Raw genomic sequence first — 25259 nt, forward strand, 5'->3', positions numbered from 1 at the left:
ATGCGTATTATAGTTTTGTTAAGTCTCTTTTTATGTCTTTTCAATTGTGAAGATAAACAATCTAAAAGCAAAGCAAAAGATACTACTACAGTAAAAAAGCAAGCAAAAAAGATAAAGGATACTATAACAAAGAAAGCTGAAGAATTTCCTTTACTAGACAGTAAAATGGCAATGGAATTCTTTTTACAATACGATACAGAAAACAAAGAAAATAAAGTTAGAATTTCTACAGATTATGGTGATATAGACATTCTATTATTTAACGAAACCAAATTCCACCGATCAAACTTCATCTACTTAACTAAAAGACACTATTTTGATAACACACAATTCTTTAGGGTAATTAATAACTTTATGATACAAGGTGGTAATGGAGATGATATGGCAACTGCAATTAAGCGACGAAAAATTGGGAAATATTTACTCCCAAGAGACACGAATAGAGGTTTTAAACACGATCGTGGTACGGTTTCAATGCCTAGCAGTGATATCGAAAACCCACACAAATTAGCATCTCCTTATCAATTTTTTATAGTACAACAAAACGGTGGTGCACATCATTTAAATGGCGACTACACTGTTTTTGGTAAAGTAATAAAAGGAATGGATGTTGTAGATAAAATTGCAGCAGTAAAAACCGACGAAGCTGATTGGCCACTTAAAAATGTATTTATAAAAAAAGTAGAAATTCTAGAATAAACACTACGTTTCCTTAGTATAAATATTTGGTAAAGTTATTTTAAATTTTACGGCAAGTAATCTAGATATAATAACAACCAAACCAGAAATTATAAATACAAAATCCGTCTTTATTGGGAATTCTATTAAAACAAAATATGTTAAACCACCCAAAATGCAAGCAGTAGCATAAATTTCTTTTCTAAAAATCACAGGAATTTCATTGCATAAAATATCACGTATTACACCACCAAAACTAGCAGTCATAGTACCTAAAGCTATACAAATAATAGGATGTAAATTAGCATTTAATCCTTTCTCTATACCAACTACAGTATATAAACCAATACCAATGGTATCAAATAAAAACAAAGAAGTTCTCAAGTAATTTATCTTTTTTCTAAAAATTATGGCAAAAACAGCAGAAGCCAGAATAGCATACGTATAATTCATATCTAACATCCAACTTACAGGTGTATTTCCAATTAATAAATCCCTAAGCGTACCACCGCCAACAGCAGTTACAAATGCTATAATAAGTATACCAAATACATCCATTCTCTTGTGGAAAGCAACCAATACACCAGATATTGCAAAAGCAATGGTTCCTAATATGTCTAAAGTGTAAAACATTGTAATTTATTATTATGGCGTTACCCACAAGGGGTCAGGCTTTCACTACTCAATCCCTCCTGCGTCGGGGATTTCAAACATGCCGTTCAATCCTTAACGCACTTATCTGCTAAGATCTTTTCAATCTTAATGATTTTTCTTTTTGAGATCACGCCTTTGGCGTGATAAGCAATTCGCACGCTATAACAGCCAATTACATTGGCTGCTATAGCGGCCTCTCTGCTTACATGTCTTGAGTATAAAAATTATAATCTTTCAAAATTACATCTATAAACTCAATATCGCTGCTTTGCTTTACTTCTTTAATACCTACAACCTCAATAAGCTTAGTTCTAAGTTTTATTAAAGTTGAATAGTCTTTAGCTGCTCTAGCCCTTGTAAATGTATCTTTAATAATACGCGCATCATTATCAGAAAGTTTAATAACATTGGGATATGTGGGTTTGTAATCCGTCTTTAATTGCTCTAAAATGGTATGGCTTATATTAACCTTATCCTTCAAGCTAATCACTCCAGTACCCGCAGCCATATCTCCAATACGTTGAAGTTTTTTACTAAAAATAATCACAAAAAAGCCAATACCAAATATCCAAACATCTACAATTCTAAAAAACCAACGCACTACATAATCTGAAAAAGTTGCTTGAAACCCATCAATTTTTACCACTCTAATTTTTAAAGCCCTCTTCCCAAGAGTTTGTCCATCTAAAAACGTTTCTAAAGCCAATGTATAAAACATCACAGGGAAACTCAACACTGTATTAATACCTATTTGTGACCACTCATCCATGCCCTCAAATACTCCAAAAACTTTATTTAAAATAAGTAAGTAGCCAATTTTTATGGCTGTATCAATAATAAAAGCAACCAATCGTTCTCCAACTCCAGCTGCGGTAAACTTTATTTTTACATTTTGAGTCGTGTTAATTTGTAACTCTGACATTTTATATTTTAATTTATCTCGTATATGAGAGAAGTTGCATTTATTAAGCAAAATAAAGAAAAATGGCTGAGTTTTGAGACTGCTATTTTTAATAATGATTTTAAAGACCCTGACGAACTTGCCTCAAACTACATTCAACTCGTAAACGATTTAGCTTACGCACAAACCTACTACCCTAAAAGTAAGGTAATTACCTATTTAAATCAGCTAGCAGCTAAAGCATTTCAAAAAATTTACAAAACTAAAAGACAAGATACTAATAGGATTATTGGATTTTGGAAAACAGAGGTGCCTCTAATTTGCTACCAATACCGTAAATTTATTTACGTTGCTTTTATCGTTTTTACAGTATTTACACTAATTGGAGTTATATCTGCAGCCAATAACGCTGAATTTCTAAGATCAGTTGTTGGCGATAATTATGTTGACCAAACCATAGCAAATATTGAAGCTGGCGATCCTGTTGCTGTATATAAAAGTGGCAGTAATTGGGGGAGTTTTATTGGTATAACAATAAATAATCTTCGTGTTGGGATTATTGCATTTATACTCGGCGTGTTTTTAGGTATTGGAACACTATATATTATGTTTAAAAACTGTATCATGCTAGGTTCTTTTCAATACTTCTTCTATGAAAAAGAAGTGTTTTGGGAAAGTGTTCGAGGTATTTGGATACATGGTGCTATGGAAATATTTGCTATAGTTATAGAATGTGCAGCTGGTCTAATTTTAGGTGCTAGTATTTTATTTCCTGCAACGCACTCTCGTTATACGTCATTCAAATCTGGCGCCAAAACAGGCATAAAAATTCTGATTAGCACATTCCCTTTTACGTTTTCTGCAGGGTTTCTAGAAGGTTTCATTACCAGATATTCTAATATTATGCCCAATTGGCTATCTGTAGGCATCATCTTAGTAACCTTATCTGTAATAAGTTACTATTATTTAATTTACCCATTTAAAGTTCAAAAACAAATTACTCAAACCCCTTTATCTACTGTAATTTAATGGCACAAAAGCACACTCATATTTTCTTAGTTTTAGTGTTCTTGCTATTTAGCTATAAAGGGTGGTCTGTATCAATTATACCAGTACAAGAACCAGAGGTGTATCGTACTTTTGATGATGATTTTAAGGAGCGCTACTCTAGCGATAAATACAATTATGAAGGCACCAAAATAGTAAATAGAACAAAACCTGGCTCTGGACAATACGAAGATTATAAAAAAGAAAAAATAAAAAATAAAGAACAGGACAATTCAGAAAGTATAGTTATAAACTTAGGTCCGTTTTGGTGGATATTTATTTTTATTCTCATTGGTGCAGTACTTTATTTAGCCTATGTTTTATTGAATGAAGGTGGTACAGGTTTATTTGCTAAGGGTAAAAACAAAACGATTCACAACCATGATGAAATTACTGCAGAAAATATTGAACATGCAGATATTCTTTCTTTAATAAAAAAAGCCGAAAACGATAATGACTACAGGCTAGCGATTCGTTATTATTACCTCTTAACGCTAAAAACCTTATCTCTTAAAAAACACATTAAATTTGAAGATGATAAAACTAATGCAGAATATTTAAATGAAATAAGCGATAAACCTTTTAGTAAAGGGTTTTCGTATGCATCTTACCTATATAACTACATTTGGTATGGTAAGTTTAACTTAGAAGCATTACAATATGCTAAGGCGAAAGATAATTTCACTTCACTATTAAATCAGGTAAAATAATGAAGAAGCTTTTACCTGTAATATTAGTCATCATCGCTCTTATAGTAGTAATAGCACTAACGTTTAACGTAAAGCAAACCCGAACCATTGATTGGGAAGAATCCTTTAACGAAAAAAGCAATAAGCCCTATGGTGTAAGTGTACTTTACAAGGAATTACCAAAACTATTTAAAGATTATAAATTAAGAACCGTTTATCATCAACCCTCAAGTTATCTCACTGCAAATTCCAAAAATGGATATGGAGATCATGAAGCAAAAGGCAACTATATTATTATCGGAAACTCAGATTACCTAACCGAGTTTTCTGTAGAAAAGCTTTTAGAATTTGTAGATACAGGTAATACGCTTTTTATTTCTGATTATTACTTTGCACAACAACTTCATGATACACTTAATATTGATGTTGACTTTGAGTATAATCTAAAGAACGACAGTATCTCATATTTATCCTTTCAGAATAAAAACTTAAATGCTATTAAAATAGATAAAAATGAAGGCGACTACTTTTTCTCAAGTTTTGATAGTATTAACTACACCATTTTAGGGCATTCTAAAACCGATAAAAAACGTGTTAATTTTATTAAAGTTCCTTTTGGAAAAGGCGTTATTTTGCTGCATACAGAACCCAAAGCCTTCACAAATTACCATATACTAAAAGGTGACAGGTATCACTATGTAGAAAGTGTATTATCGTATTTACCTGATAATGATGTATATTTTGATTCTTATGCAAAAAGACAAACTCCTTATGGAGATGCCGAAGAGGAATCTAACTTAAGTTGGTTTTTAGACCAGTTATCATTTCGTTGGGCGTGGTATACAGCTATTATTTTTATGATTTTATTTATGATCTTTAATGCGAAACGTCGCCAGCGGATTATTAAAATTATAAAACCACTACAAAATACCTCTTTGGCTTTTGTAAAAACAATTTCTAATTTATACATAGAAACCAAAGACTACAAAAATCTGATAGATAAAAAAATAACTTACTTTTTAGAAAAAGTAAGAACTGATTTTAACCTCGACACCTCTGTTTTAAATGATGAGTTTATTAAGAAATTAGCAGCTAAAGCAGGAAGAAAAAAAGAAGATGTAAAACAACTAGTTAATTATATTAAGTGGTTGCAAACAAAAGACGAACTTTCTGAGCAAAGTCTCGTTAAATTAAATAGATTTATAGAAGATTTTTACGCACAATAATTATGGACGAAAACAAAGCACAAGAAAACCACGAAGATTTTTTACCAAAACCAGAGCAAAACATTGTCTCGTCTATAGACGATAGTGCTTTAAAAGATGAATCTAAAGACTTAGAGTTTAAAAATCGATTGGATTTATCAGAACTACAACAGAGTGTAGCTAAAATAAAAGCTGAAGTTGGAAAAGTAATTGTGGGCCAAAAAGATATGGTAGACATGCTAATAGCATCACTTTTAGCAAAAGGGCATTCTTTAATTGAAGGCGTTCCTGGTGTAGCAAAAACTGTAACCGCAAAGTTATTGGCAAAATCTTTAAGTGTAGATTTTAGTAGAATTCAATTCACACCAGATTTGATGCCTAGTGATATTTTAGGAACTTCTGTTTTTAACTTAAAAGATTCTGAATTCGAATTTAAAAAAGGCCCTATTTTTTCTAATATGGTATTGATAGATGAAATTAATAGGGCACCTGCCAAAACTCAAGCTGCATTGTTTGAAGTTATGGAAGAGCAACAAATTACCATAGATGGCCATAAATATTTATTAGATATACCATTTATGGTGTTAGCAACGCAAAACCCTGTAGAGCAAGAAGGTACATATCGTTTGCCAGAAGCGCAGTTAGATAGATTTTTATTTAAAATTGATGTTGATTATCCAAATCTTGAAGAAGAAATAGAAATTCTATCTCGTGAACATGAACTAAAAGAAAATACCAAAACAGAACAGATTACCTCCTTTTTAACAGCAAAACAAATAGCCACATATCAAAGTCTTGTAAGCAAAGTAATAGTTGAAAAACATTTATTGAAATATATTGCTGAACTCATCGTGGCTACAAGGAGTAATCGCTTTTTATATTTAGGTGCCTCACCTAGAGCATCCATTTCTGTGTTAAAGGCCAGTAAAGCTTTTGCTGCTATGGGCGGACGCGATTTTGTAACGCCAGAAGATATTAAACGTGCTGTAGTTCCAGTTTTGCACCACAGAGTTATTGTAACTCCAGAACGTGAAATGGAAGGTGTTACCAGTAAACAAATCATTCAACAAATTATTGAAACAGTTGAAATACCTAGATAAGGTATTAGTAAGTAATCACAGTATTTACCAATAACCAATTTATTGAAATTCTTTAAACCCTTTTACATACAACCTCGTTTTTTTTATGCTGGTATAGGCATTGTAGTACTTTTTGCTATGAGCTACTTTATTCCTGTACTTTTTAATATTGCACAACTATGCATTTTGGTATTATTGGGTTTATTTTTTCTTGATGTTTTAATTGTATTTATAGGACATCAAAAAATTGAAGCTGAAAGGGTCGTACCCGATAAATTTTCTAATGGAGATGCTAATGGTATTACTCTAAATATTAGAAATAATTATCCTTTTGTGGCACATCTAGAAATTATCGATGAAGTCCCAGAGCAATTTCAAATCCGAGATTTTAAACTCATTGACAAAGTAAGCCCAAAAAAAGCGCAAATCATAACGTATAACTTAACTCCAAAAGAACGCGGAGAATATCATTTTGGATATTTAAATATCTATGCAACTTCAGCAATCAAATTAGTAGCAAAGCGCTTTAAGTTTGATAATGATGTAATGGTACCTACCTATCCTAGTTTTAAGCAGTTAAAAAAGTTCGAATTACTTAATATTAATAAAAACGCCATGGATTACGGTCTTAAAAAAGTACGTCGTTTAGGACATACTATGGAGTTTGAACAGATTAAAGATTATGTTTTAGGAGATGATCTTAGAACCATTAATTGGAAAGCTACAGCAAAGAAAAACCAATTAATGGTTAATCAATTTCAAGATGAAAAATCACAACCTGTCTATTCCATTATAGATAAAGGGCGTATCATGAAAATGCCTTTTGATGGATTAAGTTTATTAGACTATGCTATTAATGCAACTCTGGTAATTAGTAATATTGTTTTAAAGAAACATGATAAAGCTGGCATGCTGTCTTTTTCTAAAAAGATAGAAAACGTTGTGGTTTCAGAACGAAGAAGTGGACAAATGCAACTTATTTTAGAAGCACTTTACAATGTCAAAACTGATTATTTTGAAAGTGATTTTGGGAGGTTATATGCTAATATTAAAAGACATATAACCCACAGGAGCTTACTGCTAATGTACACTAATTTTAATACACTATATGCATTAAACAGACAACTACCTTATTTAAAAGCTATTGCAAAAAATCATTTATTAGTAGTTATCTTTTTTAAGAATACTGAAATTGATAAACTTATAAATAATAAGGCTGAAACTATTCAACAGGTATATGATAAAGTAATTGCTGAAAAGTTTGATTTTGAAAAACGTTTGATTGTGAATGAGCTTAAAAAATTTGGTATCTATTCTATTTTAACTACTCCTGAAAATTTAACAGTAGATACCATTAATAAGTATTTAGAAATAAAATCTAGAGGACTCCTTTAGATATATCAAAGTACAATCTCGGTAGCCAATAATACAGTTTATAGATATTTTATCTCCTGTCTCCTGTCTCCTGTCTCCTGTCTCCTGTCTCCTGTCTCCTGTCTCCTGTCTCCTGTCTCCTGTCTCTAAGATCAACAATTCATCATTAAAAAAATACAGTTCGGTAGTTTAGTTTACCAAAAACTCAAGTTTCACTGCATCTTTGAAGTGTTCAATCAATAATAACACTTTAAATTATACAACATGAAAACACTATCAACATTATTTATCGCACTATTTTTAAGCATTAATCTTAGCAACGCGCAGGAAACAACTGGAAAAACTATTACGGTTACCATCAACAACATTACCAATAATAATGGTCATGTTTTATTATCACTTCATACTGAAAACACTTTTATGAAAGGGCCTGGGATTATGAATGCAAAAAGTGAAATTATAGATGGAAAAATTACAGTCACTTTTAAAAATGTTATACCTGGAACTTATGCTATAATGACATTGCACGATGAAAATGATAATAATGCTATGGATTTTGATGATAGTGGCATGCCTAAAGAGTCTTATGGAATGTCTAACAACCCCATGAGTTATGGACCTCCACAATATGCTTCAGCTAAGTTTAACATGACTAAGGATGACTTAGAAATGAAAATAAGGTTCTAAATAGCCAAACATAAATATAACAAATCAAAAGACGACCATTTCTAGTCGTCTTTTTGCTTTAACTAAACTAAACTTAAACAAAATCAAATTATTGTAATAACTTAAAATATGTTAGCCATTACACTTTAATTTGTAACACAAAAATAGTTTATAATAAATCTATATTTCTATAAATTTAATTGATAGTTTTTATATTTTTATAGCTTAAACTTATAAAATGACAATTACCCAGTTATACTACGTTCTTGCTGTTGCAGAACATCAAAACTTCACAAAAGCAGCAGAAAAATGTTTTGTTACTCAACCTACATTAAGCATGCAAATTCAAAAATTAGAAGATGAGCTTGATATTTTAATTTTTGATCGCAGTAAAAAGCCTATTGAACTTACTGATGTAGGTAAAAAAATTGTAACACAAGCAAAAAATATAGTTAATGAATCTTATAGAATTCAGGATATTGTAGATCAACAAAAAGGATTTATTGGGGGAGAGTTTAAACTAGGTATTATACCTACTATAATGCCTACATTATTGCCTATGTTTTTAAACGCTTTCATAAAAAAATACCCAAAAATTAAACTTAAAATTGAAGAGCTAACCACAGAAGAAATTATTCATCGTATTAACGAAGGGCATTTAGATGCTGCCATTGCTGCTACACCTCTACAAAGTGAAAATATAAAAGAGCGCGTATTATACTTTGAACCATTTGTTGCTTTTGTTCCGCCTGGACATAAATTACACACTCAGGATAAAATAAAAACTGACGATTTAGTAATTGAAGATATGCTACTTTTAGAAGATGGGCACTGTTTTAGAGATGGTGTAATTAATCTTTGTAAAGCCTTTAAAAATCATGAAGACGATAAGTTTCAACTAGAAAGTGGTAGTATTGAAACACTTATAAAACTCTCTAATGAAGGTCTAGGAATGACACTTCTACCTTATTTACATACTTTAGATTTAAATGATAAAGATACTAGGAATTTGCATTATTTTGAAGAACCTTCTCCTGCTAGAGAGGTAAGTTTGATATATCATAAAAGTGAATTAAAAATGCAGATTATAGAAGCCATGCAGGCTGTAATTTCTGGGATTATTAGAGGTGCTATAAAGTTTCAGGATGTAAAAATAATAAGCCCTTTACCTCAATAGGGTTTAAGAAAATATTGTATATTAAAAAAGCGACCAAAAGGTCGCTTTTTTTATGCTTTTAAATAAATTAAACATTGATTTAATTCTGGATTTTGTTGTACTAGAGAATTGATATAAATTTTAAGCTCTTCAATCTCATAAGGTAACAATCGCTGCACTGCTTTTTGTACTTCTTTGCAAAACAATGTGGCGTCAAAGCTTACCTTTTCTAGCACAGTTTTAGTGTACTCTAGCATTGCTCTTGCCATTTTTTAACGTTAGGTATTTCAGGTTTATAATTAAAGTAGATTTGATTATAGGCTTTTGTTTAATGTTTCAATATCTAAATTTAATCAAAAAATACATTTAATCGTAATTTTAGTATGACTTTAACACTGTTAAAAATTGTTATCACCATCTAATAAATCTCCTAAACCACCTAATATACTACCTTCTCCTTTATTTTTATCTCCTGCTCTTGGTGCAGAAGCTAAAACTCTACCTGCAAGACGACTAAATGGTAAAGATTGAACAAAAACGGTTCCTGGACCTTGTAATTTTGCAAAAAACAGTCCCTCTCCTCCAAATACTGTGTTTTTAATACCGCCTACAAATTCGATATCGTAATCTACAGTTTGATCAAAACCTATAATACATCCTGTATCTACTCTAAGTGTTTCTCCAGCAGCTAATTCTTTTTTAGCCATAGTACCTCCTGCATGTACAAATGCCATACCATCTCCTTCTAATTTTTGCATTATGAAACCTTCTCCTCCAAAAAGTCCGCGACCTAATTTCTTAGAAAACTCTATACCCACACTTACGCCTTTTGCTGCACATAAAAATGCATCTTTTTGACAGATAAATTTCCCGCCAAACTCTGTTAAATCTATTGGAATAATTTTGCCAGGGTAGGGAGATGCAAATGATACATTACGTTTTCCTACCAAAGTATTATAAAAGGCAGTCATGAATAAGCTTTCTCCTGTAAGGATGCGTTTTCCTGCTCCTAATATCTTACCCAAAAACCCAGTATCTTTTTGAGAGCCATCTCCAAAAATGGTTTCCATTTTAATACCATCGTCCATCATCATAAAACTACCTGCTTCGGCAATAACAGCTTCGTTAGGGTCTAATTCTATTTCTACATATTGCATTTCTTCTCCGTAAATGCGATAGTCTATTTCGTGTGAAGTCATTTTAATTGATGTTTATTTAACTATTGATTCTTTTATATGTTGATTTGTTTTGGGTTTTGTTACAAAGTAATTCAAATACCAAAAAACAAACACTAAATTCCAAAATGGTAAAAAATATTATATCAAAGACATTGAGTGACAAAAAAACCGAAAACAACTGTAAACTGTGACTGAATATTGTCTACTGTTTCACTTTAACACTCCACTCAAAATTAAAAGTAGATACTTCTACTCCTTCTTCATTAACACCAACGGACTTCATCCAAATGGTTTGCCCTGCTCCAGTTTCTATGGTCTTTTTTAGTGCTTCATCAATTAAATGACCATCATTGCATGTAAAAGTAATTTTGCCTGTTGCTTTTTTTGTAAACGTTGCGTTATTAGTTGTTACTAACATGGATACCTTTTTACCGGATTCCTGAATTTTACCAATCATTAATGCACCAGTAGATAATTCCGCAGCCATACCCTGTACTGCCCAAAACATAGATTTAAATGGGTTTTGATTGATCCATTTGTGCTTTACTTTTATAATACACTTCTCATCATCCAAATATTTTACTCGTACACCACACAGGTATGCAGAGGGAAGTTTAAACATACTAAAGGTGTTTAATTTACTGGGCGTAAGCTTCATATACTCTATTTTAATTTGTACTAAGTTATGAAATTTAATGCTAGTTTAAAATGTTAAAAAAATGTTAATTATAGTACTATGCGTAACAAAGTACCTGATTTTAGACATATATTTGCATAGGAAACTATTATATACTTTGGATACAATGAATAAAAAAGTTCTAAAAATTATACTGTCATTTATAATAATCACAACTTTTAGTTGCTCTCAATTTAGAAAGGAACTTAGCCAAATGAAAGAATTGAAAGAGGAAATATCTAAAGAATATGATATAGAAAATATTAAAATCAACATTACCAATCAGGATAAAGAACAAGTTCTAAACATATTGATTGGGGATTCTAAGTTTAACAATTATAACACTAGAAACAAACAGAAACTAGCATTTGAGATTGGAAAACTGGCATTTAAAGTATACAACCCATCAGATATTATTTTAGGAAAATTAACTTTTGAAAAAGAAAGCAATTACGGTTTAGTAAAAACATCTAGTTCAAATTCCTATAAAATGAAATAATTAAAAAATCATGTTAGACCAACACCAAAAAAACATTGCCACTTTTATTCATCTATCCTCCTTTAGTAGGTTTGTAATCCCACTGGGAAATTTTATTGGTCCGTTAATATTATGGACTATAAATAAGGATAAATCTGATTTTGTAGACCAACACGGAAAGCAGATTTTGAATTTTCAGATTAGTATTTTTCTTTATGCTATTATTCTTGGTACACTAACTATTCCGTTTTTTATTTTTAAAATATTTAGCGGTATGGACTTTATTGATTTTCATGGTTTACATGATTTTCATATTTCTTTAGGTAAACCTTCCCCCTTGCTTTATGTTGGTGGCGGATTAGGGGTTTTAGCTGTGATTGCTTTTATAGTAGAGTTAGCTTTAATTGTTATTGCTAGTTTAAAGGCTAGAGATGGCGAATTATATAAATATCCGTTTACTATTAAATTTTTAAAATAGCTCTATGTTTATAAAAGCCTATAGTTAGCAAACATGCTCGCGTTAGGGATTGTAGTGGATAGCCCACAGCCCGACGTAGGAGGTGCGAGGACTTGAAACGGAAAGCCCGACCCGACAGGGTAACGCCCAAATAAAAATGTTAAAAATTTCATCAATTATAATCATCAACCTGTGCTGAACTTGTTTCAGTATCAAAATCAATCAAAAAATGAACAGTTTTACAACATTAAAGGAATGACACTATGAAGATAGAAAACACAAAAGCACAAATGCGTAAAGGCGTTTTAGAATTCTGTATACTATCGGTCTTAAAAGATGACGATGCGTATGTTGCAGAAATTTTAGGAACGCTAAAAGACGCTAAGTTGCTGGTAGTTGAGGGTACCATTTATCCTTTATTAACGCGACTTAAAAATGCAGGACTTTTAAATTACAGATGGGAAGAATCTACATCTGGACCTCCAAGAAAGTACTATGGCTTAACCGAAACTGGAAAGCTATTTTTAAAAGAATTAGATACTACTTGGAACGAATTGCGTAATGCTGTAAACATTGTAACAAGCCAAAAAACCACAAAAAAATGAATAAAACAGTCAACATAAATTTAGCAGGTATCTTTTTTCATATTGATGAAGACGCGTACCTAAAATTACAACGCTATCTTGAGGCTATAAAACGTTCATTTACTGATTCGCAAGGACGATCTGAAATTATTGCCGATATAGAAGCACGTATTGCTGAGCTTTTTAACGAGCGTGTGCAAAACGACAAACAAGTGATACGAATTACAGAGGTAGACGCCATTATTACTATTATGGGGCAACCTGAGGATTACTTAGTAGACGATGAGATTTTTGAGGATGGCCCACAACAAACCTATACTTCTACTAAGGCCAGACCTTCAAAAAAACTATATAGAGATACAGATAACTCTTATGTTGGTGGTGTATCGGCTGGTTTAGGACACTATTTTGGTGTTGATGCTATTTGGATTCGCTTAGCATGGATTCTTTTAGTTGCTGGTGCTGGTACAGGTATTTTACTTTATATATTACTCTGGATTTTAGTACCTGAGGCTAAAAGTACTGCTGAAAAAATAATGATGACAGGGGAGCCTGTTAACATTAGTAATATTGAAAAAAAAATAAAGGATGGCTTTGATACGGTAACGGAAACTGTTGGAGATGTAGCTAAAAATGTATCAGACTCTGTATCTAACGCAGCTAAAAAAGTAGATGTTAAAAAAGGGGCTAGTTCTATAAAATCGTCCTCCAGAACCTTCTTTGAAACTCTTGGAGATGTTATTATATTCTTCTTTAAAATATTTGCCAAGTTTATTGGGGCCATATTACTATTAGTGGGTGCTATTACAGTAATTGCCTTAATAATATCTCTATTTACCATTGGTATTTCTAATGCTGTTAACATCCCTGGTTTTGATATTGTTGATGCTGCTAATGCTGCAAATACCTCTATATGGTTAGTATCTCTCTTGATATTTTTTGCTGTTGGTGTACCATTCTTTTTCTTAGCATATCTAGGATTAAAAATTTTGGTAAACAACTTAAAGTCTATAGGTAATATTGCTAAATTCTCATTACTAGGTTTATGGTTGATTGCCATTATAGGCCTAATCATATTAGGAGTAAAACAGGCTAGTGAGCATGCTTTTGATGCTAATGTTATACAGAAAGAACAATTAAACATAACAGCTAATGATACTATTAAAGTAACCATGGTTGGTAATGATAATTATTACAAATCTCAATATGGACATTTATCTAGAAATAGAAACTCTTTTAGATTAGTTTATAATGAAAATGATGAAAAGATGATTTACTCATCAGATATTAGACTTATTGTAAAATCTACAAAAGATTCTCTAGCATCATTAAGTATTGAGAAAAAAGCTGAAGGTAGTGATTATCCTAGTGCAAAAAAGCGAGCTGAACAAATTAATTATGGTTATGCCTTAGTTGGAAATGAGTTACAATTAAACGCCTTTTTAATAACAGATTTTGAAAATAAATATAGAGATCAAGAAGTAGAGTTAATATTGTATTTACCTGAGGGTGCTACTTTATATGCCAATGATAACACTTATCCTTTTCACAGAAATTCTCCTAGTTACAATGATATTTTAGATAACGGACAAGAAGAACATTACTTGAAGATACTACAAAATGATACTAAATGCTTAGACTGCGATGAAGATACCTTTGAAGTAAATGTAGATACTGATGGTGTAAAAATAAATGAAGATGGTATTGAAATTGAAGATGGAGCAGACAAAGTAAAAATTAATAGTGAGGGAATAAAAGTAGAGTCTGACGATGTAAAAGTTAATATTGATAGTAATGGTATAGATATAACATCAGATAACTAACAACTCATCCTTAAAATATAACAATTCAGTAATACAAATTCAAAAATGTAGCTAATACAAAATATATTTGGGTAACAAATAAATACTAATCATCAATCACTTTAAAACAAAAATCATGACAACACTAATCAGAATTATTGTAACCTCAATTTTAAGTTTACTTATGTTTTCCTGTAATTTCAATATGAATTGGAGTACTGGAGTAAAGGGTAATGGTAATGTGGTAATGGAAACCAGAGAGGTAACCGAATCTTTCTCTAAAATTAAAGCTACTGAAGGACTAAATGTTTACGTTACTCAAGGAAATAACGAGAGTATAGCAGTGGAAGCAGATGAAAACATACAAGAACTTATTTTAACTGAAATTAAAGATGGGGTTTTGAAGATACATTGCAAAGAACAAATTGGAAGAGCTTCTTCTAAAAAGATTAATGTAACTTTTAAATCTGTTTCTGCATTAACCTCTACTAGTGGAAGTAATTTATATGCTACAAATACAGTTTTGGCAGAAAACCTAATTTTAAAATCAAGTAGCGGTAGCAATATGAAGGTAAAGGTTAAAGCTAATGATTTAACTTGTGATTCGTCTAGTGGAAGTAACTTAAAGGTTTCTGGCAATACGATAAGCTTAAGTGCAGAAGCCAGCAGTGGTAGTAATATCAAAGCAGGGGATCTAAAAGCTGAATCTTCTGAGGTATCAGCATCTAGTGGAGCTAACTTAACTGTTAACACTTCTAAGGCTTTGATAGCTAAAGCATCTAGTGGTGGTGGCGTTAAATATTATGGTAATCCAGAAATGTTAGATACTGATAAAAGTTCTGGTGGAAGTATAAATAAAAGATAACCCGTTAAACTTTGTGAATTTTTGCCATCTTAAATCTTTATTGATTTAAGGTGGCTTTTATTTTTGCTTATATTTCTCAAAAAGTGACTTCCTTCTGCTTAAGTGTGTCTAAATTAGTAAAATAACGTATAGTAATTACGTTACACTTTTAACCCTCATAAAATGAAACGATATTTTTTAGCTATAATCCTAGTTAGCGTTGCTTTTACAAAAACGTATACTCAAAATATAGAAAAGATAAAAGGCAATCGCATAGTCACTATAATTAATACTGAAATTGATGGCTTTCATACCATTGCTTTAGACGAAGATTTTGAAATTGACTTGATTTATAATAAAGTACCTTCCGTAGAAATTGAAACAGACGAAAATCTCCATGAAGTAATTGATTTTATGGTAAGAGACAGTGTACTTTACTTTAACAAGCTAAAACGTATAACCTCAAAAAAGCGATTACGTATTAAGGTAAGTTATGACGATCTTTTACAACATATTGAAGTTACTGATGATGCTGAAATACATGGATTAACGCCTTTACATTTATATAACGCAACATTAAAAACTAGCGGTTATTCTAAAGTTGGCTTAACGATAAAAACTGATAATTTTAATTTTGAAAGTATTGATAAGGCTAAAGTAAAGTTGAATGTTACAGCAGATACCTGTTTGATTAATATGAGAGGTTCTGGAAAATTAGAGGCTTTAATAAATGCCCCAAAAGTTAATGCTTCTATATATGAAAGAACAAATGCTATTATTGAAGGTAATTGCGACAATGCTGATCTAGAACTCGATAACAATGCTCAATTTAACGGAAAAAACTTTACTATTAATACCTGTAGAATAGTTTGCAACATATCTAGCAGTGCCTATTTAGAAGTTATGAAGGATATTAGTATTGATGCAACTGGTACGAGTTCTATTTACCTTTATCAAAATCCCAAAATTGTCATTAATAGTATGACTGATACTACTAAACTTCAAAAAAAAGTTAAATAGAACTATTTTTCTGTGATTACTCTTAAGGCTACTCAATATCTAAATACGTTCCTTTAAAGCTTTGATTAAGTACCATAACTTGTAATTGCTCATCATCAGAAAACCTTTTTACTTCTATTGAAGCTTCTCCATTAGCCATTTCTATAACTTCACTACCTGTGGGTGTACCTTGACTTATAATAGCTTCTCCCCCATTTAAACATTGAAAATAAACACGTTCTTCGTAATCTAAACATCTTAACCCCTTATCATCTATAGCGGTAGCTGTGACTAGATAATTACCGTTCTCTAACTTTTTATGTTTAAGTTTTAGGCTTCTTGCCTTACCATTTTTATCAAACCTGTAATTTAGCTTTAATTCATCACTTACTTTGTTGCCGTCTTTTGTTATAGCTATAGCTGTTAATGTATTTTCTCCTTCTTTAAAATTCACATCCCAATTTAAACCAGCAGCTGGAAAATCTTTAGTATTTCGTTTTTTGGTTCCTAGACTTTTACCATTCAAAAATAATTCTACGCTAGAGCAGTTACTATATACACTTATAGCTCTTGGTTTTCCTTTTGGCCCTTGGCGTTCTGTCCACGTGTGCGACTCAATATAAGTAAATGGTTCTTCACTCCAATAACTTTTAAATACATAAAATGCGTCTTTAGGCTTTCCTGTTCTATCTACCAATCCTTTTTGATTCATATAAGGAATTGCATTTTCAGGACGCAGTGGCGTACCAAAATCTTTAAATGCCCATTGTACATTACCAACAAAAGTAGAATCGTTTTCTGAAATTCTTAAATGCCAATCGAATAAATCTACAATGTAGTTCTCACTCCAATCTCCTATTTGAGCTATGTTAGCCACATCTGTCTGCACAATAGCTTCTTCCCAACCATCTGATTGAATTTTACCTTCTCCCGTTATAGGGTTTTCAGTATGGCGCCCCAAATGGCTTGAGCCTCCGTATTCTGCATGTAAAAAATGAGGATATTCTGCTTTGTATTGGTCTATTGCTTTTTGATAGCTTTTATAGCTTCCCGAATACCAACCAGACCATATTGAAGGCGAAAATACATCTACAATATGTGCGCCTTCATAGTATTTTCTAATTGCTGTTTTTCTTGAAGGATCTAGCTTATGTGCTAAATCATTTAGTTCTGTTAAAAATGTATTTATCTCCTGCCTATTATCTCCATTTTCAAAATCTGGCAACCAATAAATCTCATTACCTAAAGACCATAAAATAACACTTGGATGGTTAAAATTTTGAGTAATTATCTCTTCGAGCATGGTTTTAGTATTTACTTTCCATGTATCATTACCTACCCCTCCTCGACACCAAGGCAATTCATCCCACACCAAAAGCCCCAATTCATCACATGCTTTATAAACTTCAGGATCTTGAGGGTAGTGTGCCAAACGCACAAAATTAGCCCCCATATCCTTAATAAGTTCCATATCGGCTCTATGCTGTTCATTAGACATTGCTGCCCCAACACCAGCATGCTCTTCATGTCTGTGTGTCCCTCTTAATAAAAGGCGTTCTCCATTTAAATAAAATGCACCATGGTCTTTAAATTCAAACCATCTAAAACCAATGGGCTCAGAAACTTCATCTTTTATAACTTCATCTTCAATAAGCTCTAGTTTAAGTGTGTAAAGATTAGGCGAGTCTGTATGCCATAATTTGGGGTTTTCAATATTATTAAACTCAATTTCAACTTGATGTTCTAATATTTCAAATTGAGAAGATGTTACTACCTGTTCATTACTGTCAATTAAAGATGCTTTAATTTTTAAGTTAGAAATTTCCGAACCATTAATTGTTGCTGTTGCTATTATTTCAGCTCTATCCTTAGTAACTTTAGGGGTGGTTATTTTTAAATTAGACAAATAAACAGAAGGTAACGTTTCCAACCAAACATCTCTTGTAATTCCTCCAAAAATGAAAAAATCACTTTTTTGTGATGGTATTACTTCTGGATTATAGCTATTATCTACTCTAACTAATACTTCGTTTTTTCCTGATACTATAGTATTAGTGATATCTACAGAAAATCCTATATAGCCTCCAGTATGTCCTCCTACTTTAGTTCCGTTAACATAAACTTCACTTTCAATATTAACACCTTCAAAATGTAGATAATAGGATTGATTATCCATAACCTTAGATATATCTAAATCCTTTTTATACCAACTCGCACTTCTCCTGTAACCAGGAGCTACATCTGTAGCATCTAATGCATTCCAACTATGCGGTAAATTTACTTCTTGCCAATTATTCTGCTTAAGAGCTTCATTTAAATATTGAGTGTTATTTTCTAGATAAAGCCAGTTTAAGTTTATATTAGTTCTATTCCTTGTATTCACATTACCATTTTTATCTACTGAGTGGCATGAAAACTGGTAAAAACAAACTAAAAGAACTACTAATATTCTTAAAAAAGAGGATTTTAATTTCATCTGTTAAAACTTGGATAATGTAAAAAACAATGTAAGCAACAATATAGGTGCTTAATAAATATCAATAAACTAATTGTAAATAAAGCTATTGGTAGAAATGTATGTAACCAACATCTATAAATGAATCTTCACACTCAGGTAAAAACAGGACATTTATTTACGTATCTAAATAATCTAGAATTATAATTTCTATTTCTGAAGCGCTTTGAGTCTAAGAAGGGTTTGTAAAAAATAATAATCTCCGTAGGCAATTGGCTCGTCCATTTCTTTCTTGAGCGACCAATCTCCAAAGCTATGATCTAATATAAAAGGTATATCAATATCTTCGGGAAGTATGTATTTTCTTGACTTTAAGCTTTCACAAACTTTTTTACTATAATTCAAAAAATCTTCATTTTTGGTATACTGATATAACTCTATTAGCGCTGACGCTACTATTGCAGCAGCAGACACATCTCGAGAGATATTTGGTATATCTGGATGATCAAAATCCCAATAAGGCACTCCATCTTCTGGCATATTCTTATGATTAATAAAGAAGTTAGCAGTAGCTATAGCCTGATTTAAATATTTATCATCTTTGGTATATCTATAAACAGTTGTAAAACCATTAATTGCCCAACCTTGACCACGAGCCCATGCAGAATCATCACTAATTCCTTGATGTGTAACACGCCCTCTAACTTGACCAGATATTGTATCATAATCCAATACGTGCCATGTACTTGCATCTTCTCTAAAATGATTTTTTAAAGTAGTATTAGCATGTTTAACTGCTATTTTATGAAACGTACTATCGCCTGATATTTTGGTAGCTTCGAACAAAAGTTCTAGATTCATCATATTATCAATAATAACAGGAAACTGCCAAATATCTTCATTAAAATCCCAAGAACGTATACTACCCACAGTATCATCAAACCTAGTAGATAAAGTTTTAGCACTCTTTACTATGATATCCTTGTAATTTTGATTGTCTTTAACTTTTAAGCCATTACCAAAACTACAAAATACCTTAAAACCCATATCATGGGTTCTATCATTGTACTTTTCCTTCTCTATGTAAGCAGTCCATTCTTCAGCTCTATTTTTGAAATCTTCATTACGAGTGAGCATATAAATTTGCCAAAAATTGCCAGCAAAAAAGCCACTGGTCCAATTTCCAGAAGGTACTTTTGTTATTGTAGCTGTTTTTGGATTATAGCTTCGTGCAAAAGCTGTGGAATCTACTTTATAATTTAGAAACTTACTGTACCTTGCTTGTAACAAAGCTTCAATAGTTTCTTTACCGTCTACTACTTTATTTTTATCCTCAGATTTACATGATACACATGTAAATCCAAGGATAATAAATAAAAAACTAACTCTAAACATCAAACAAAACTTTGATTTAGTATCCAGGGTTCTGAGGTTCTAGATTCGGATTTCTAGCTAACTCATCTGCTGGTAATGGAAATAAATAATCTTGGTTAGGGTCAAAATTTGGCTTTTCGCCTTCTAAACCAGAAGCGCTAAACACTTCACTTCCTAGTCTTCTTCTTGCAATATCGTACCATCTTTTAAATTCAAACGCTAATTCTAATCTACGCTCTTCTAAAACCATGTCTCTAAAGTCATCTTGTGATAATCCAGAAACATCTGCGGGGAAAGTCCCTCCGTTTCTTGCTCTATCTCTTACTCTATTTACATAACCTTCTGCTTCAGAAGAATTAGGAGACACTTCATTTAATGCTTCTGCAGCAATTAATAAAACTTCTGCATAACGCATCATAGAATAATTATGCTGAGAGCCTCTACCATTATTGTTAGCAGTTATACCTGTGTTACGAGTATATTTTGCTATATGAGGACGGTTTACTGCTCTACTATTAAAATCTCTATAATTAGTAAAAGGCTCTACATTACCATCAAAAATTCCTGTAGCATCAAAACTAACCGACTTCCTGTAATCTTGATCATCCCATGTATTGTATACCTCTAAAGAAGGCACAGCTACAGACCATCCGCCTCCAATACCATATTGCTCATCACTTCGGATTCCTGTTAAAGCTGGTTGATAATCTTGACCAGCATCACCATCTCTAAATCCATTAAAATCTAGCGAAAATATTGGTTCCTTAGAACCATCAATTGTAGTAGCATCAAACAAATCTTGGAAATCTGCTTCTAAAGCCAAATCATACGGCCCTTCATTATCAATTACACCCTTAGCTTCTTTATAAGCTTCTTGGTAATTACCCATGGTTAAATGTACTAATGCCAAATAAGAATGTGCTGCAGATTTAGCAGGTATAGACCTTGCTGGTTGTGTATTTGGTAACCATTGCTTAGCAAACTCTAAATCCGAGATTATATTAGCATACACCTCTGCTGCTGATGTTTTACTTATGGAACCTGATGCTTCAACATCAGTTATAGGCGTATCTATGTATGGAATATCACCAAACTGCCTTACTAAATGAAAATATATAAATGCTCTAACAAAATAAGCTTGTGCTGTTATTGGATTTTTTTGCTCTTCTGAAGCTCCTACTAGTTCTGCACCAGCAATAGCCTGATTTGCAGCTGCTACAATTTGATAGGATCTTCGCCAATTATCAGGAATCATACCATTATCTGCTGGTACATTAAACTCATTATGCTCAATTCTACGTGCTGATGTAGTTGGATCTCCAATATCTACCATATCACTACGTAATAGAATAGTAAGCGACATTTTCCTACCCCAAAAATCTTCGTGGGTCATGTGTCCATAAACACCATTTACAGCAGTTTGTATATCTCTTGGGGATTGAAAAAATCCTTCAGGAGCCAGTAGCCCTACTGGTGCCTCCTCTAAGTCTGAACATCCTATTATTGATAAGCCTATCAATAAGAAGAAAAATTTGTACGTTGTTTTCATATTTGTTTTTTTTTTAGAATCTTAAGTTTAAGCTGAAATTAACCGATTTTAAAGTAGGGTAATTTCCAAAATCAAATCCGTTTGTTGTATTACTGTCTGAGTTACTTCCTCCTCCAGATCCAAAATAGCTTACTTCAGGATCTAAACCAGAATAATCGGTAAAGGTTAATAAATTTTGTGCACTAATAGATAGTCTAATATTTTGCATACCTAGCTTTTCAACCACATCACTAGGTAATGTGTAACCCAAAGCTATATTTTTAAGTCTGATATAGCTTCCATCTTCTACAAATCGAGAAGAAATCTCTTTTCCTCTAAGTTTAGCTCGAGGGATATTAGTATTTGTATTTGATGGCGTCCAAGAATTAAGAATCTCTGTAGTAGCGTTTGAATCTCCGTTAAACAACTGTATTGCCGTTAAATTCATGATATCGCCACCTTGAACACCTTGAAAGAAAATATTCAAATCAAAATTCTTATAAGTGAAATTATTAGTAATACCAAACGTAAAATCTGGTGTTGGATCTCCAATAATTTGTTGATCTGAAGGAGAAATATCACCACTACCATCAACATCAGTAAATAACTGATCTCCTGCCTCTCCACCAGGTAATAAAGCTGTACCAGCTGGCAAGTCTCCACCTTGATAAACCCCTTGGTAATCATAACCCCAAAATGCACCTAATACTTCACCTTCTCTTAACAAATGCGTACGAGGTAAATTGAAATAACCCGGTGAGGCATCTAAAAATAAATCTATATTGTCTCCATCTGATAAGGCAACTACTTCGTTTTGATTTGTTGAGAAATTAAAATCTGTAGTCCAAGAAAAGTTTTCATTACTTATGTTTCTAGTATTCAAATTAATCTCAAACCCCTTATTATTTACCTCACCAATATTTCTTAAACTAGCAGGTGTTAAAAAACCTAAGAATTGAGGTTGTGAATTATCTCCAATAATTAAATCTTTAGTATCAATATTATAATAGTCTAAAGAAAGAGATACTTTGTTGTTAAAAAGCCCTAAATCTAAACCTACATTAGTTTGAAAAGACGATTCCCATTTTAAATTTGGATTAGCAGGTTGGTCTGGTGTTACTGCATTTACAGTTTGTCCATTATTAACCGCATAAATATTATCGAAACGCGCCAAAGATTCAAATGGAGATATTGCTTGATTACCTGTTACACCATAACTAACTCTAAGTTTTAAATTTGAAATTTTATCACTGTCTTTTAAGAAGTTTTCATTAGAAACTTTCCAACCAAGAGCTGCTGAAGGGAAAATTGCATATTTCTCGTTTGCAGCAAAGTTTGATGCACCGTCACGTCTAATAGTTGCAGTGATTAGATATTTATCATCATAATCGAAATTAATTCTGCCAAATTGAGATTGAATTTCTGATTCTACTAATGATGATGTTGGTATTAACTGTACTGCTCCTCCCGATAAGTTACGGAATGAAAAGGAATCAGACGTAAACCCTTGAGCTCCTGCAGCAAAATTATCTCTAGATCTTTTTTGATAAGAATAACCAGCTAATAATGTTAATTTCCCTTTGGCTATTTCTTTTGTATACGTTAAATAATTCTCACTAATTAAACTAGTTCTTTTAAAATTATCAATAATTGCTCTTCCTCCTACATTTCCACCAGCTGTAGTAATTAAAGTTGATGGTCTAAAAAGCCCAAATGTTTCATTAGTAGTACTAAAACCAAATGTTGTTTTAAATGTTAGGTTTTCTAAAATATCATAATTAGCATATAAGTTTGCTCTATATACATCTGTCTTGGTTTCATTTATACCTTCAGTTGCTACTGCGAAAGGATTATCTATATCATCACCTACTCCGTTCACTGTATTTAGTCCATTAGCATCTAGCACTCCTAAATCTGGTGCAAATCTAAAAGAACCACTAACTACGTCATCACCTCCACCATTAGCTGTTTCTCCAGTGGATTGTGTTGGTACTCCATTTTCAGTTCCTCTACTTCCAAATACATTAATTCCTAACTTAAGTTTATCTGTAACCTGAGCATCAATATTCGAAAGAAACGTAAACCTTTCAAATTCAGAGTTTATAAGAACTCCATCTTGTTTAAAGTAATTTGCAGACGCATAGAAGTTTACTTTATCAGTTCCTCCAGAAAATGAAGCTTGATGATTTTGTGTACTACCAGTTCTATATAACAAATCTTGCCAGTCTGTATTAGCAGGCCCTTGTACATAACTAGGGTTTATAGCTTGTTGATAGGTTGCAAACTGATTAGCATCTAATAAATCTAATTCATTCGCAGTGTTTTGTACTGAATAGTTAGAATTAAGTTCGATAGTTAAAGCGCCACTTCTTCCTTTTTTAGTTGTAACCATAACAACACCATTAGATCCTTGGGAACCATAAATAGCTGTTGCTGATGCATCTTTTAAAACTTCAATTGATGCAATATCGTTTGGCTGAGGAAAAGTTGCTCCTACAAAACCATCTACTACAATTAAAGGAGAACTACTTGCATTTATAGATGTGTTACCTCTAATCTGTATGTTAATTGGTGCACCTGGCTCACCACCATTATTAGATTGTACCACAACACCTGCTGCACGACCCTGCAACGCTTGTGCTGCATCTAAAACAGGAAATGCATTAAGTTCTTCTGATTTTACTGAAGATACAGCCCCAGTTAAATCACTCTTTTTCCGTGCACCATAACCTACTACAACTACTTCATCTAAAGCAGCTAAATCCTCTTCTAATTTTACATCTAGCGTACTTGAGTTACCAACTTTAACTTCTAGTGTAGCATACCCTATATAGCTAAAAACAAGAACAGCGTCAGCTTCACTAACTTTTATGGAATAATTACCATCAAAATCTGTTGAAGCACCTGAACTAGTTCCTTTAACAACTACATTTACTCCAGGTAATACTGATCCATCTGATTGGGATGTTACAGTTCCTTGTACTGTTTTTTCTTGAGCACTAGCGGTAAGTGCAAAACACAAACTCAATAGTAACAAGAATACTTTTTTCAATTGTTTAGTTTTCTTCATTAGTTTAATTTTAAGTTAATTTAATTAGCTATAAATCATAAAGACTTCAGTGTAAACATCTAGGAAGTAATTAGATCTATATTTTAAGTTTATTGTTCAATTGTAATTTTTGGTAAACCAAATTGGTAAACCAGTTTGGATTACCAAATATACACAAATTTTTGAAATGTTATAATTAATGTGTATTTCTTTGTTATTCATATCTGTTTTTAATCCAATTATTATAAAAACATTGAGTCAAAACTTATTTAGTTTCTCATGAAATTATACAGTGTAGGTTTTAAGTGAAATAAATTATCACTAAACTAAACACTACAATGATTAGCATGAGTATAATTTCTAGATACTTAAATTTTGATTTCGTT

Annotated in this window: 23 protein-coding genes; 14 read left to right on the forward strand and 9 right to left on the reverse strand. The window is 32.1% G+C overall.

Translation table 11 applies throughout. From position 1 onward, the window contains the following. Entirely contained in the window at window positions 1-699 is a 699-nt protein-coding gene (locus EYD46_RS16115) for a peptidylprolyl isomerase (RefSeq protein WP_130938201.1), read from the forward strand. A 3-nt stretch (window positions 700-702) separates the two neighbouring features. Here the strand turns inward: EYD46_RS16115 and EYD46_RS16120 are convergent, their stop codons facing one another. Together EYD46_RS16120 and EYD46_RS16125 are read right to left on the reverse strand one after the other, a co-directional pair. Next, the gene (locus EYD46_RS16120; protein WP_130938202.1) at window positions 703-1311 is read right to left on the reverse strand and encodes a trimeric intracellular cation channel family protein; all 609 of its coding nucleotides are present in this window, start codon (window positions 1309-1311) and stop codon (window positions 703-705) included. A 223-nt stretch (window positions 1312-1534) separates the two neighbouring features. Further along, window positions 1535-2254 (reverse strand): RDD family protein, encoded by a 720-nt coding sequence (locus tag EYD46_RS16125; protein WP_130938203.1) that lies wholly within the window; start codon window positions 2252-2254, stop codon window positions 1535-1537. 24 nt (window positions 2255-2278) lie between these two features. Here EYD46_RS16125 and EYD46_RS16130 point away from each other — a divergent pair, with 24 nt between their 5' ends. From EYD46_RS16130 to EYD46_RS16160, 7 genes are all read left to right on the forward strand, one after another. Beyond that, window positions 2279-3262, forward strand: a complete 984-nt coding sequence (locus EYD46_RS16130) for a stage II sporulation protein M (protein WP_130938204.1) — start codon at window positions 2279-2281, stop codon at window positions 3260-3262. Beyond that, window positions 3262-3990: a hypothetical protein gene (locus EYD46_RS16135; protein WP_130938205.1), complete on the forward strand. Its 729-nt coding sequence runs from the start codon at window positions 3262-3264 to the stop codon at window positions 3988-3990. Before EYD46_RS16130 ends, EYD46_RS16135 begins: the two co-directional genes overlap by 1 nt. Beyond that, on the forward strand, window positions 3990-5195 hold the full coding sequence (locus EYD46_RS16140) for a DUF4350 domain-containing protein (RefSeq protein WP_130938206.1): 1206 nt from the start codon (window positions 3990-3992) through the stop codon (window positions 5193-5195). Before EYD46_RS16135 ends, EYD46_RS16140 begins: the two co-directional genes overlap by 1 nt. 2 nt (window positions 5196-5197) lie before the next feature. After that, window positions 5198-6274: an AAA family ATPase gene (locus tag EYD46_RS16145; RefSeq protein WP_130938207.1), complete on the forward strand. Its 1077-nt coding sequence runs from the start codon at window positions 5198-5200 to the stop codon at window positions 6272-6274. Between the two features lie 42 nt (window positions 6275-6316). Continuing rightward, window positions 6317-7648: a DUF58 domain-containing protein gene (locus tag EYD46_RS16150; protein WP_229731370.1), complete on the forward strand. Its 1332-nt coding sequence runs from the start codon at window positions 6317-6319 to the stop codon at window positions 7646-7648. A gap of 243 nt (window positions 7649-7891) precedes the next feature. Next, on the forward strand, window positions 7892-8314 hold the full coding sequence (locus EYD46_RS16155; protein ID WP_130938209.1) for a DUF2141 domain-containing protein: 423 nt from the start codon (window positions 7892-7894) through the stop codon (window positions 8312-8314). 217 nt (window positions 8315-8531) lie between these two features. Continuing rightward, window positions 8532-9470, forward strand: coding sequence for a LysR substrate-binding domain-containing protein (locus EYD46_RS16160; RefSeq protein ID WP_130938210.1), 939 nt, complete (start codon window positions 8532-8534; stop codon window positions 9468-9470). 50 nt (window positions 9471-9520) lie between these two features. On the opposite strand, the gene EYD46_RS16165 is transcribed toward EYD46_RS16160, so the two are convergent. The 3 genes from EYD46_RS16165 to EYD46_RS16175 form a co-directional block, all read right to left on the reverse strand. Continuing rightward, window positions 9521-9718, reverse strand: coding sequence for a hypothetical protein (locus EYD46_RS16165; RefSeq protein ID WP_130938211.1), 198 nt, complete (start codon window positions 9716-9718; stop codon window positions 9521-9523). A 129-nt stretch (window positions 9719-9847) separates the two neighbouring features. Continuing rightward, complete coding sequence (locus EYD46_RS16170) at window positions 9848-10648, reverse strand: TIGR00266 family protein (protein ID WP_130938212.1); 801 nt, start codon at window positions 10646-10648, stop codon at window positions 9848-9850. Between the two features lie 181 nt (window positions 10649-10829). After that, window positions 10830-11285 carry a DUF4442 domain-containing protein gene (locus tag EYD46_RS16175; protein WP_130938213.1) on the reverse strand — a complete coding sequence of 152 codons (456 nt, stop codon included), beginning with the start codon at window positions 11283-11285 and terminating at the stop codon, window positions 10830-10832. Window positions 11286-11517: 232 nt separating this feature from the next. Here EYD46_RS16175 and EYD46_RS16180 point away from each other — a divergent pair, with 232 nt between their 5' ends. The 6 genes from EYD46_RS16180 to EYD46_RS16205 all read left to right on the forward strand — a co-directional run bounded on the left by EYD46_RS16180 (window position 11518) and on the right by EYD46_RS16205 (window position 16488). Then, window positions 11518-11802, forward strand: a complete 285-nt coding sequence (locus EYD46_RS16180) for a hypothetical protein (protein ID WP_130938214.1) — start codon at window positions 11518-11520, stop codon at window positions 11800-11802. Between the two features lie 10 nt (window positions 11803-11812). Continuing rightward, window positions 11813-12259, forward strand: a complete 447-nt coding sequence (locus tag EYD46_RS16185) for a DUF4870 domain-containing protein (RefSeq protein ID WP_130938215.1) — start codon at window positions 11813-11815, stop codon at window positions 12257-12259. Between the two features lie 242 nt (window positions 12260-12501). Then, window positions 12502-12843 carry a PadR family transcriptional regulator gene (locus EYD46_RS16190; RefSeq protein ID WP_130938216.1) on the forward strand — a complete coding sequence of 114 codons (342 nt, stop codon included), beginning with the start codon at window positions 12502-12504 and terminating at the stop codon, window positions 12841-12843. Beyond that, window positions 12840-14645 (forward strand): PspC domain-containing protein, encoded by a 1806-nt coding sequence (locus EYD46_RS16195; protein WP_130938217.1) that lies wholly within the window; start codon window positions 12840-12842, stop codon window positions 14643-14645. Before EYD46_RS16190 ends, EYD46_RS16195 begins: the two co-directional genes overlap by 4 nt. Before the next feature lie 115 nt (window positions 14646-14760). Beyond that, window positions 14761-15489, forward strand: coding sequence for a head GIN domain-containing protein (locus EYD46_RS16200; RefSeq protein ID WP_130938218.1), 729 nt, complete (start codon window positions 14761-14763; stop codon window positions 15487-15489). A gap of 162 nt (window positions 15490-15651) precedes the next feature. After that, window positions 15652-16488: a GIN domain-containing protein gene (locus tag EYD46_RS16205; RefSeq protein WP_130938219.1), complete on the forward strand. Its 837-nt coding sequence runs from the start codon at window positions 15652-15654 to the stop codon at window positions 16486-16488. A gap of 28 nt (window positions 16489-16516) precedes the next feature. Here EYD46_RS16205 and EYD46_RS16210 read toward each other — a convergent pair whose 3' ends face one another. From EYD46_RS16210 to EYD46_RS16225, 4 genes are all read right to left on the reverse strand, one after another. Further along, on the reverse strand, window positions 16517-18943 hold the full coding sequence (locus EYD46_RS16210; protein WP_130938220.1) for a glycoside hydrolase family 2 protein: 2427 nt from the start codon (window positions 18941-18943) through the stop codon (window positions 16517-16519). Between the two features lie 189 nt (window positions 18944-19132). Next, the gene (locus tag EYD46_RS16215) at window positions 19133-20317 is read right to left on the reverse strand and encodes a glycoside hydrolase family 88 protein (protein WP_130938221.1); all 1185 of its coding nucleotides are present in this window, start codon (window positions 20315-20317) and stop codon (window positions 19133-19135) included. Between the two features lie 16 nt (window positions 20318-20333). Further along, window positions 20334-21845, reverse strand: coding sequence for a RagB/SusD family nutrient uptake outer membrane protein (locus EYD46_RS16220; protein WP_130938222.1), 1512 nt, complete (start codon window positions 21843-21845; stop codon window positions 20334-20336). Between the two features lie 13 nt (window positions 21846-21858). After that, the gene (locus EYD46_RS16225; protein WP_130938223.1) at window positions 21859-24894 is read right to left on the reverse strand and encodes a SusC/RagA family TonB-linked outer membrane protein; all 3036 of its coding nucleotides are present in this window, start codon (window positions 24892-24894) and stop codon (window positions 21859-21861) included. Window positions 24895-25259: the final 365 nt, after the last annotated feature.

The organism is Hyunsoonleella pacifica, from assembly GCF_004310335.1.
In the GTDB taxonomy this organism is placed as follows: Bacteria; Bacteroidota; Bacteroidia; order Flavobacteriales; family Flavobacteriaceae; genus Jejuia; species Jejuia pacifica.

Bases quoted from the DNA above. Each gene is read 5' to 3' on its own strand.
- EYD46_RS16125 (WP_130938203.1), bottom strand. From the start codon at position 2,254: ATGTCAGAGTTACAAATTAACACGACTCAAAATGTAAAAATAAAGTTT.
- EYD46_RS16210 (WP_130938220.1), bottom strand. From the start codon at position 18,943: ATGAAATTAAAATCCTCTTTTTTAAGAATATTAGTAGTTCTTTTAGTT.
- EYD46_RS16120 (WP_130938202.1), bottom strand. From the start codon at position 1,311: ATGTTTTACACTTTAGACATATTAGGAACCATTGCTTTTGCAATATCT.
- EYD46_RS16185 (WP_130938215.1), top strand. From the start codon at position 11,813: ATGTTAGACCAACACCAAAAAAACATTGCCACTTTTATTCATCTATCC.
- EYD46_RS16180 (WP_130938214.1), top strand. From the start codon at position 11,518: ATGAAAGAATTGAAAGAGGAAATATCTAAAGAATATGATATAGAAAAT.
- EYD46_RS16190 (WP_130938216.1), top strand. From the start codon at position 12,502: ATGAAGATAGAAAACACAAAAGCACAAATGCGTAAAGGCGTTTTAGAA.
- EYD46_RS16195 (WP_130938217.1), top strand. From the start codon at position 12,840: ATGAATAAAACAGTCAACATAAATTTAGCAGGTATCTTTTTTCATATT.
- EYD46_RS16135 (WP_130938205.1), top strand. From the start codon at position 3,262: ATGGCACAAAAGCACACTCATATTTTCTTAGTTTTAGTGTTCTTGCTA.
- EYD46_RS16140 (WP_130938206.1), top strand. From the start codon at position 3,990: ATGAAGAAGCTTTTACCTGTAATATTAGTCATCATCGCTCTTATAGTA.
- EYD46_RS16130 (WP_130938204.1), top strand. From the start codon at position 2,279: ATGAGAGAAGTTGCATTTATTAAGCAAAATAAAGAAAAATGGCTGAGT.
- EYD46_RS16200 (WP_130938218.1), top strand. From the start codon at position 14,761: ATGACAACACTAATCAGAATTATTGTAACCTCAATTTTAAGTTTACTT.
- EYD46_RS16175 (WP_130938213.1), bottom strand. From the start codon at position 11,285: ATGAAGCTTACGCCCAGTAAATTAAACACCTTTAGTATGTTTAAACTT.
- EYD46_RS16115 (WP_130938201.1), top strand. From the start codon at position 1: ATGCGTATTATAGTTTTGTTAAGTCTCTTTTTATGTCTTTTCAATTGT.
- EYD46_RS16220 (WP_130938222.1), bottom strand. From the start codon at position 21,845: ATGAAAACAACGTACAAATTTTTCTTCTTATTGATAGGCTTATCAATA.
- EYD46_RS16215 (WP_130938221.1), bottom strand. From the start codon at position 20,317: ATGTTTAGAGTTAGTTTTTTATTTATTATCCTTGGATTTACATGTGTA.
- EYD46_RS16205 (WP_130938219.1), top strand. From the start codon at position 15,652: ATGAAACGATATTTTTTAGCTATAATCCTAGTTAGCGTTGCTTTTACA.
- EYD46_RS16155 (WP_130938209.1), top strand. From the start codon at position 7,892: ATGAAAACACTATCAACATTATTTATCGCACTATTTTTAAGCATTAAT.
- EYD46_RS16170 (WP_130938212.1), bottom strand. From the start codon at position 10,648: ATGACTTCACACGAAATAGACTATCGCATTTACGGAGAAGAAATGCAA.
- EYD46_RS16145 (WP_130938207.1), top strand. From the start codon at position 5,198: ATGGACGAAAACAAAGCACAAGAAAACCACGAAGATTTTTTACCAAAA.
- EYD46_RS16160 (WP_130938210.1), top strand. From the start codon at position 8,532: ATGACAATTACCCAGTTATACTACGTTCTTGCTGTTGCAGAACATCAA.
- EYD46_RS16225 (WP_130938223.1), bottom strand. From the start codon at position 24,894: ATGAAGAAAACTAAACAATTGAAAAAAGTATTCTTGTTACTATTGAGT.
- EYD46_RS16165 (WP_130938211.1), bottom strand. From the start codon at position 9,718: ATGGCAAGAGCAATGCTAGAGTACACTAAAACTGTGCTAGAAAAGGTA.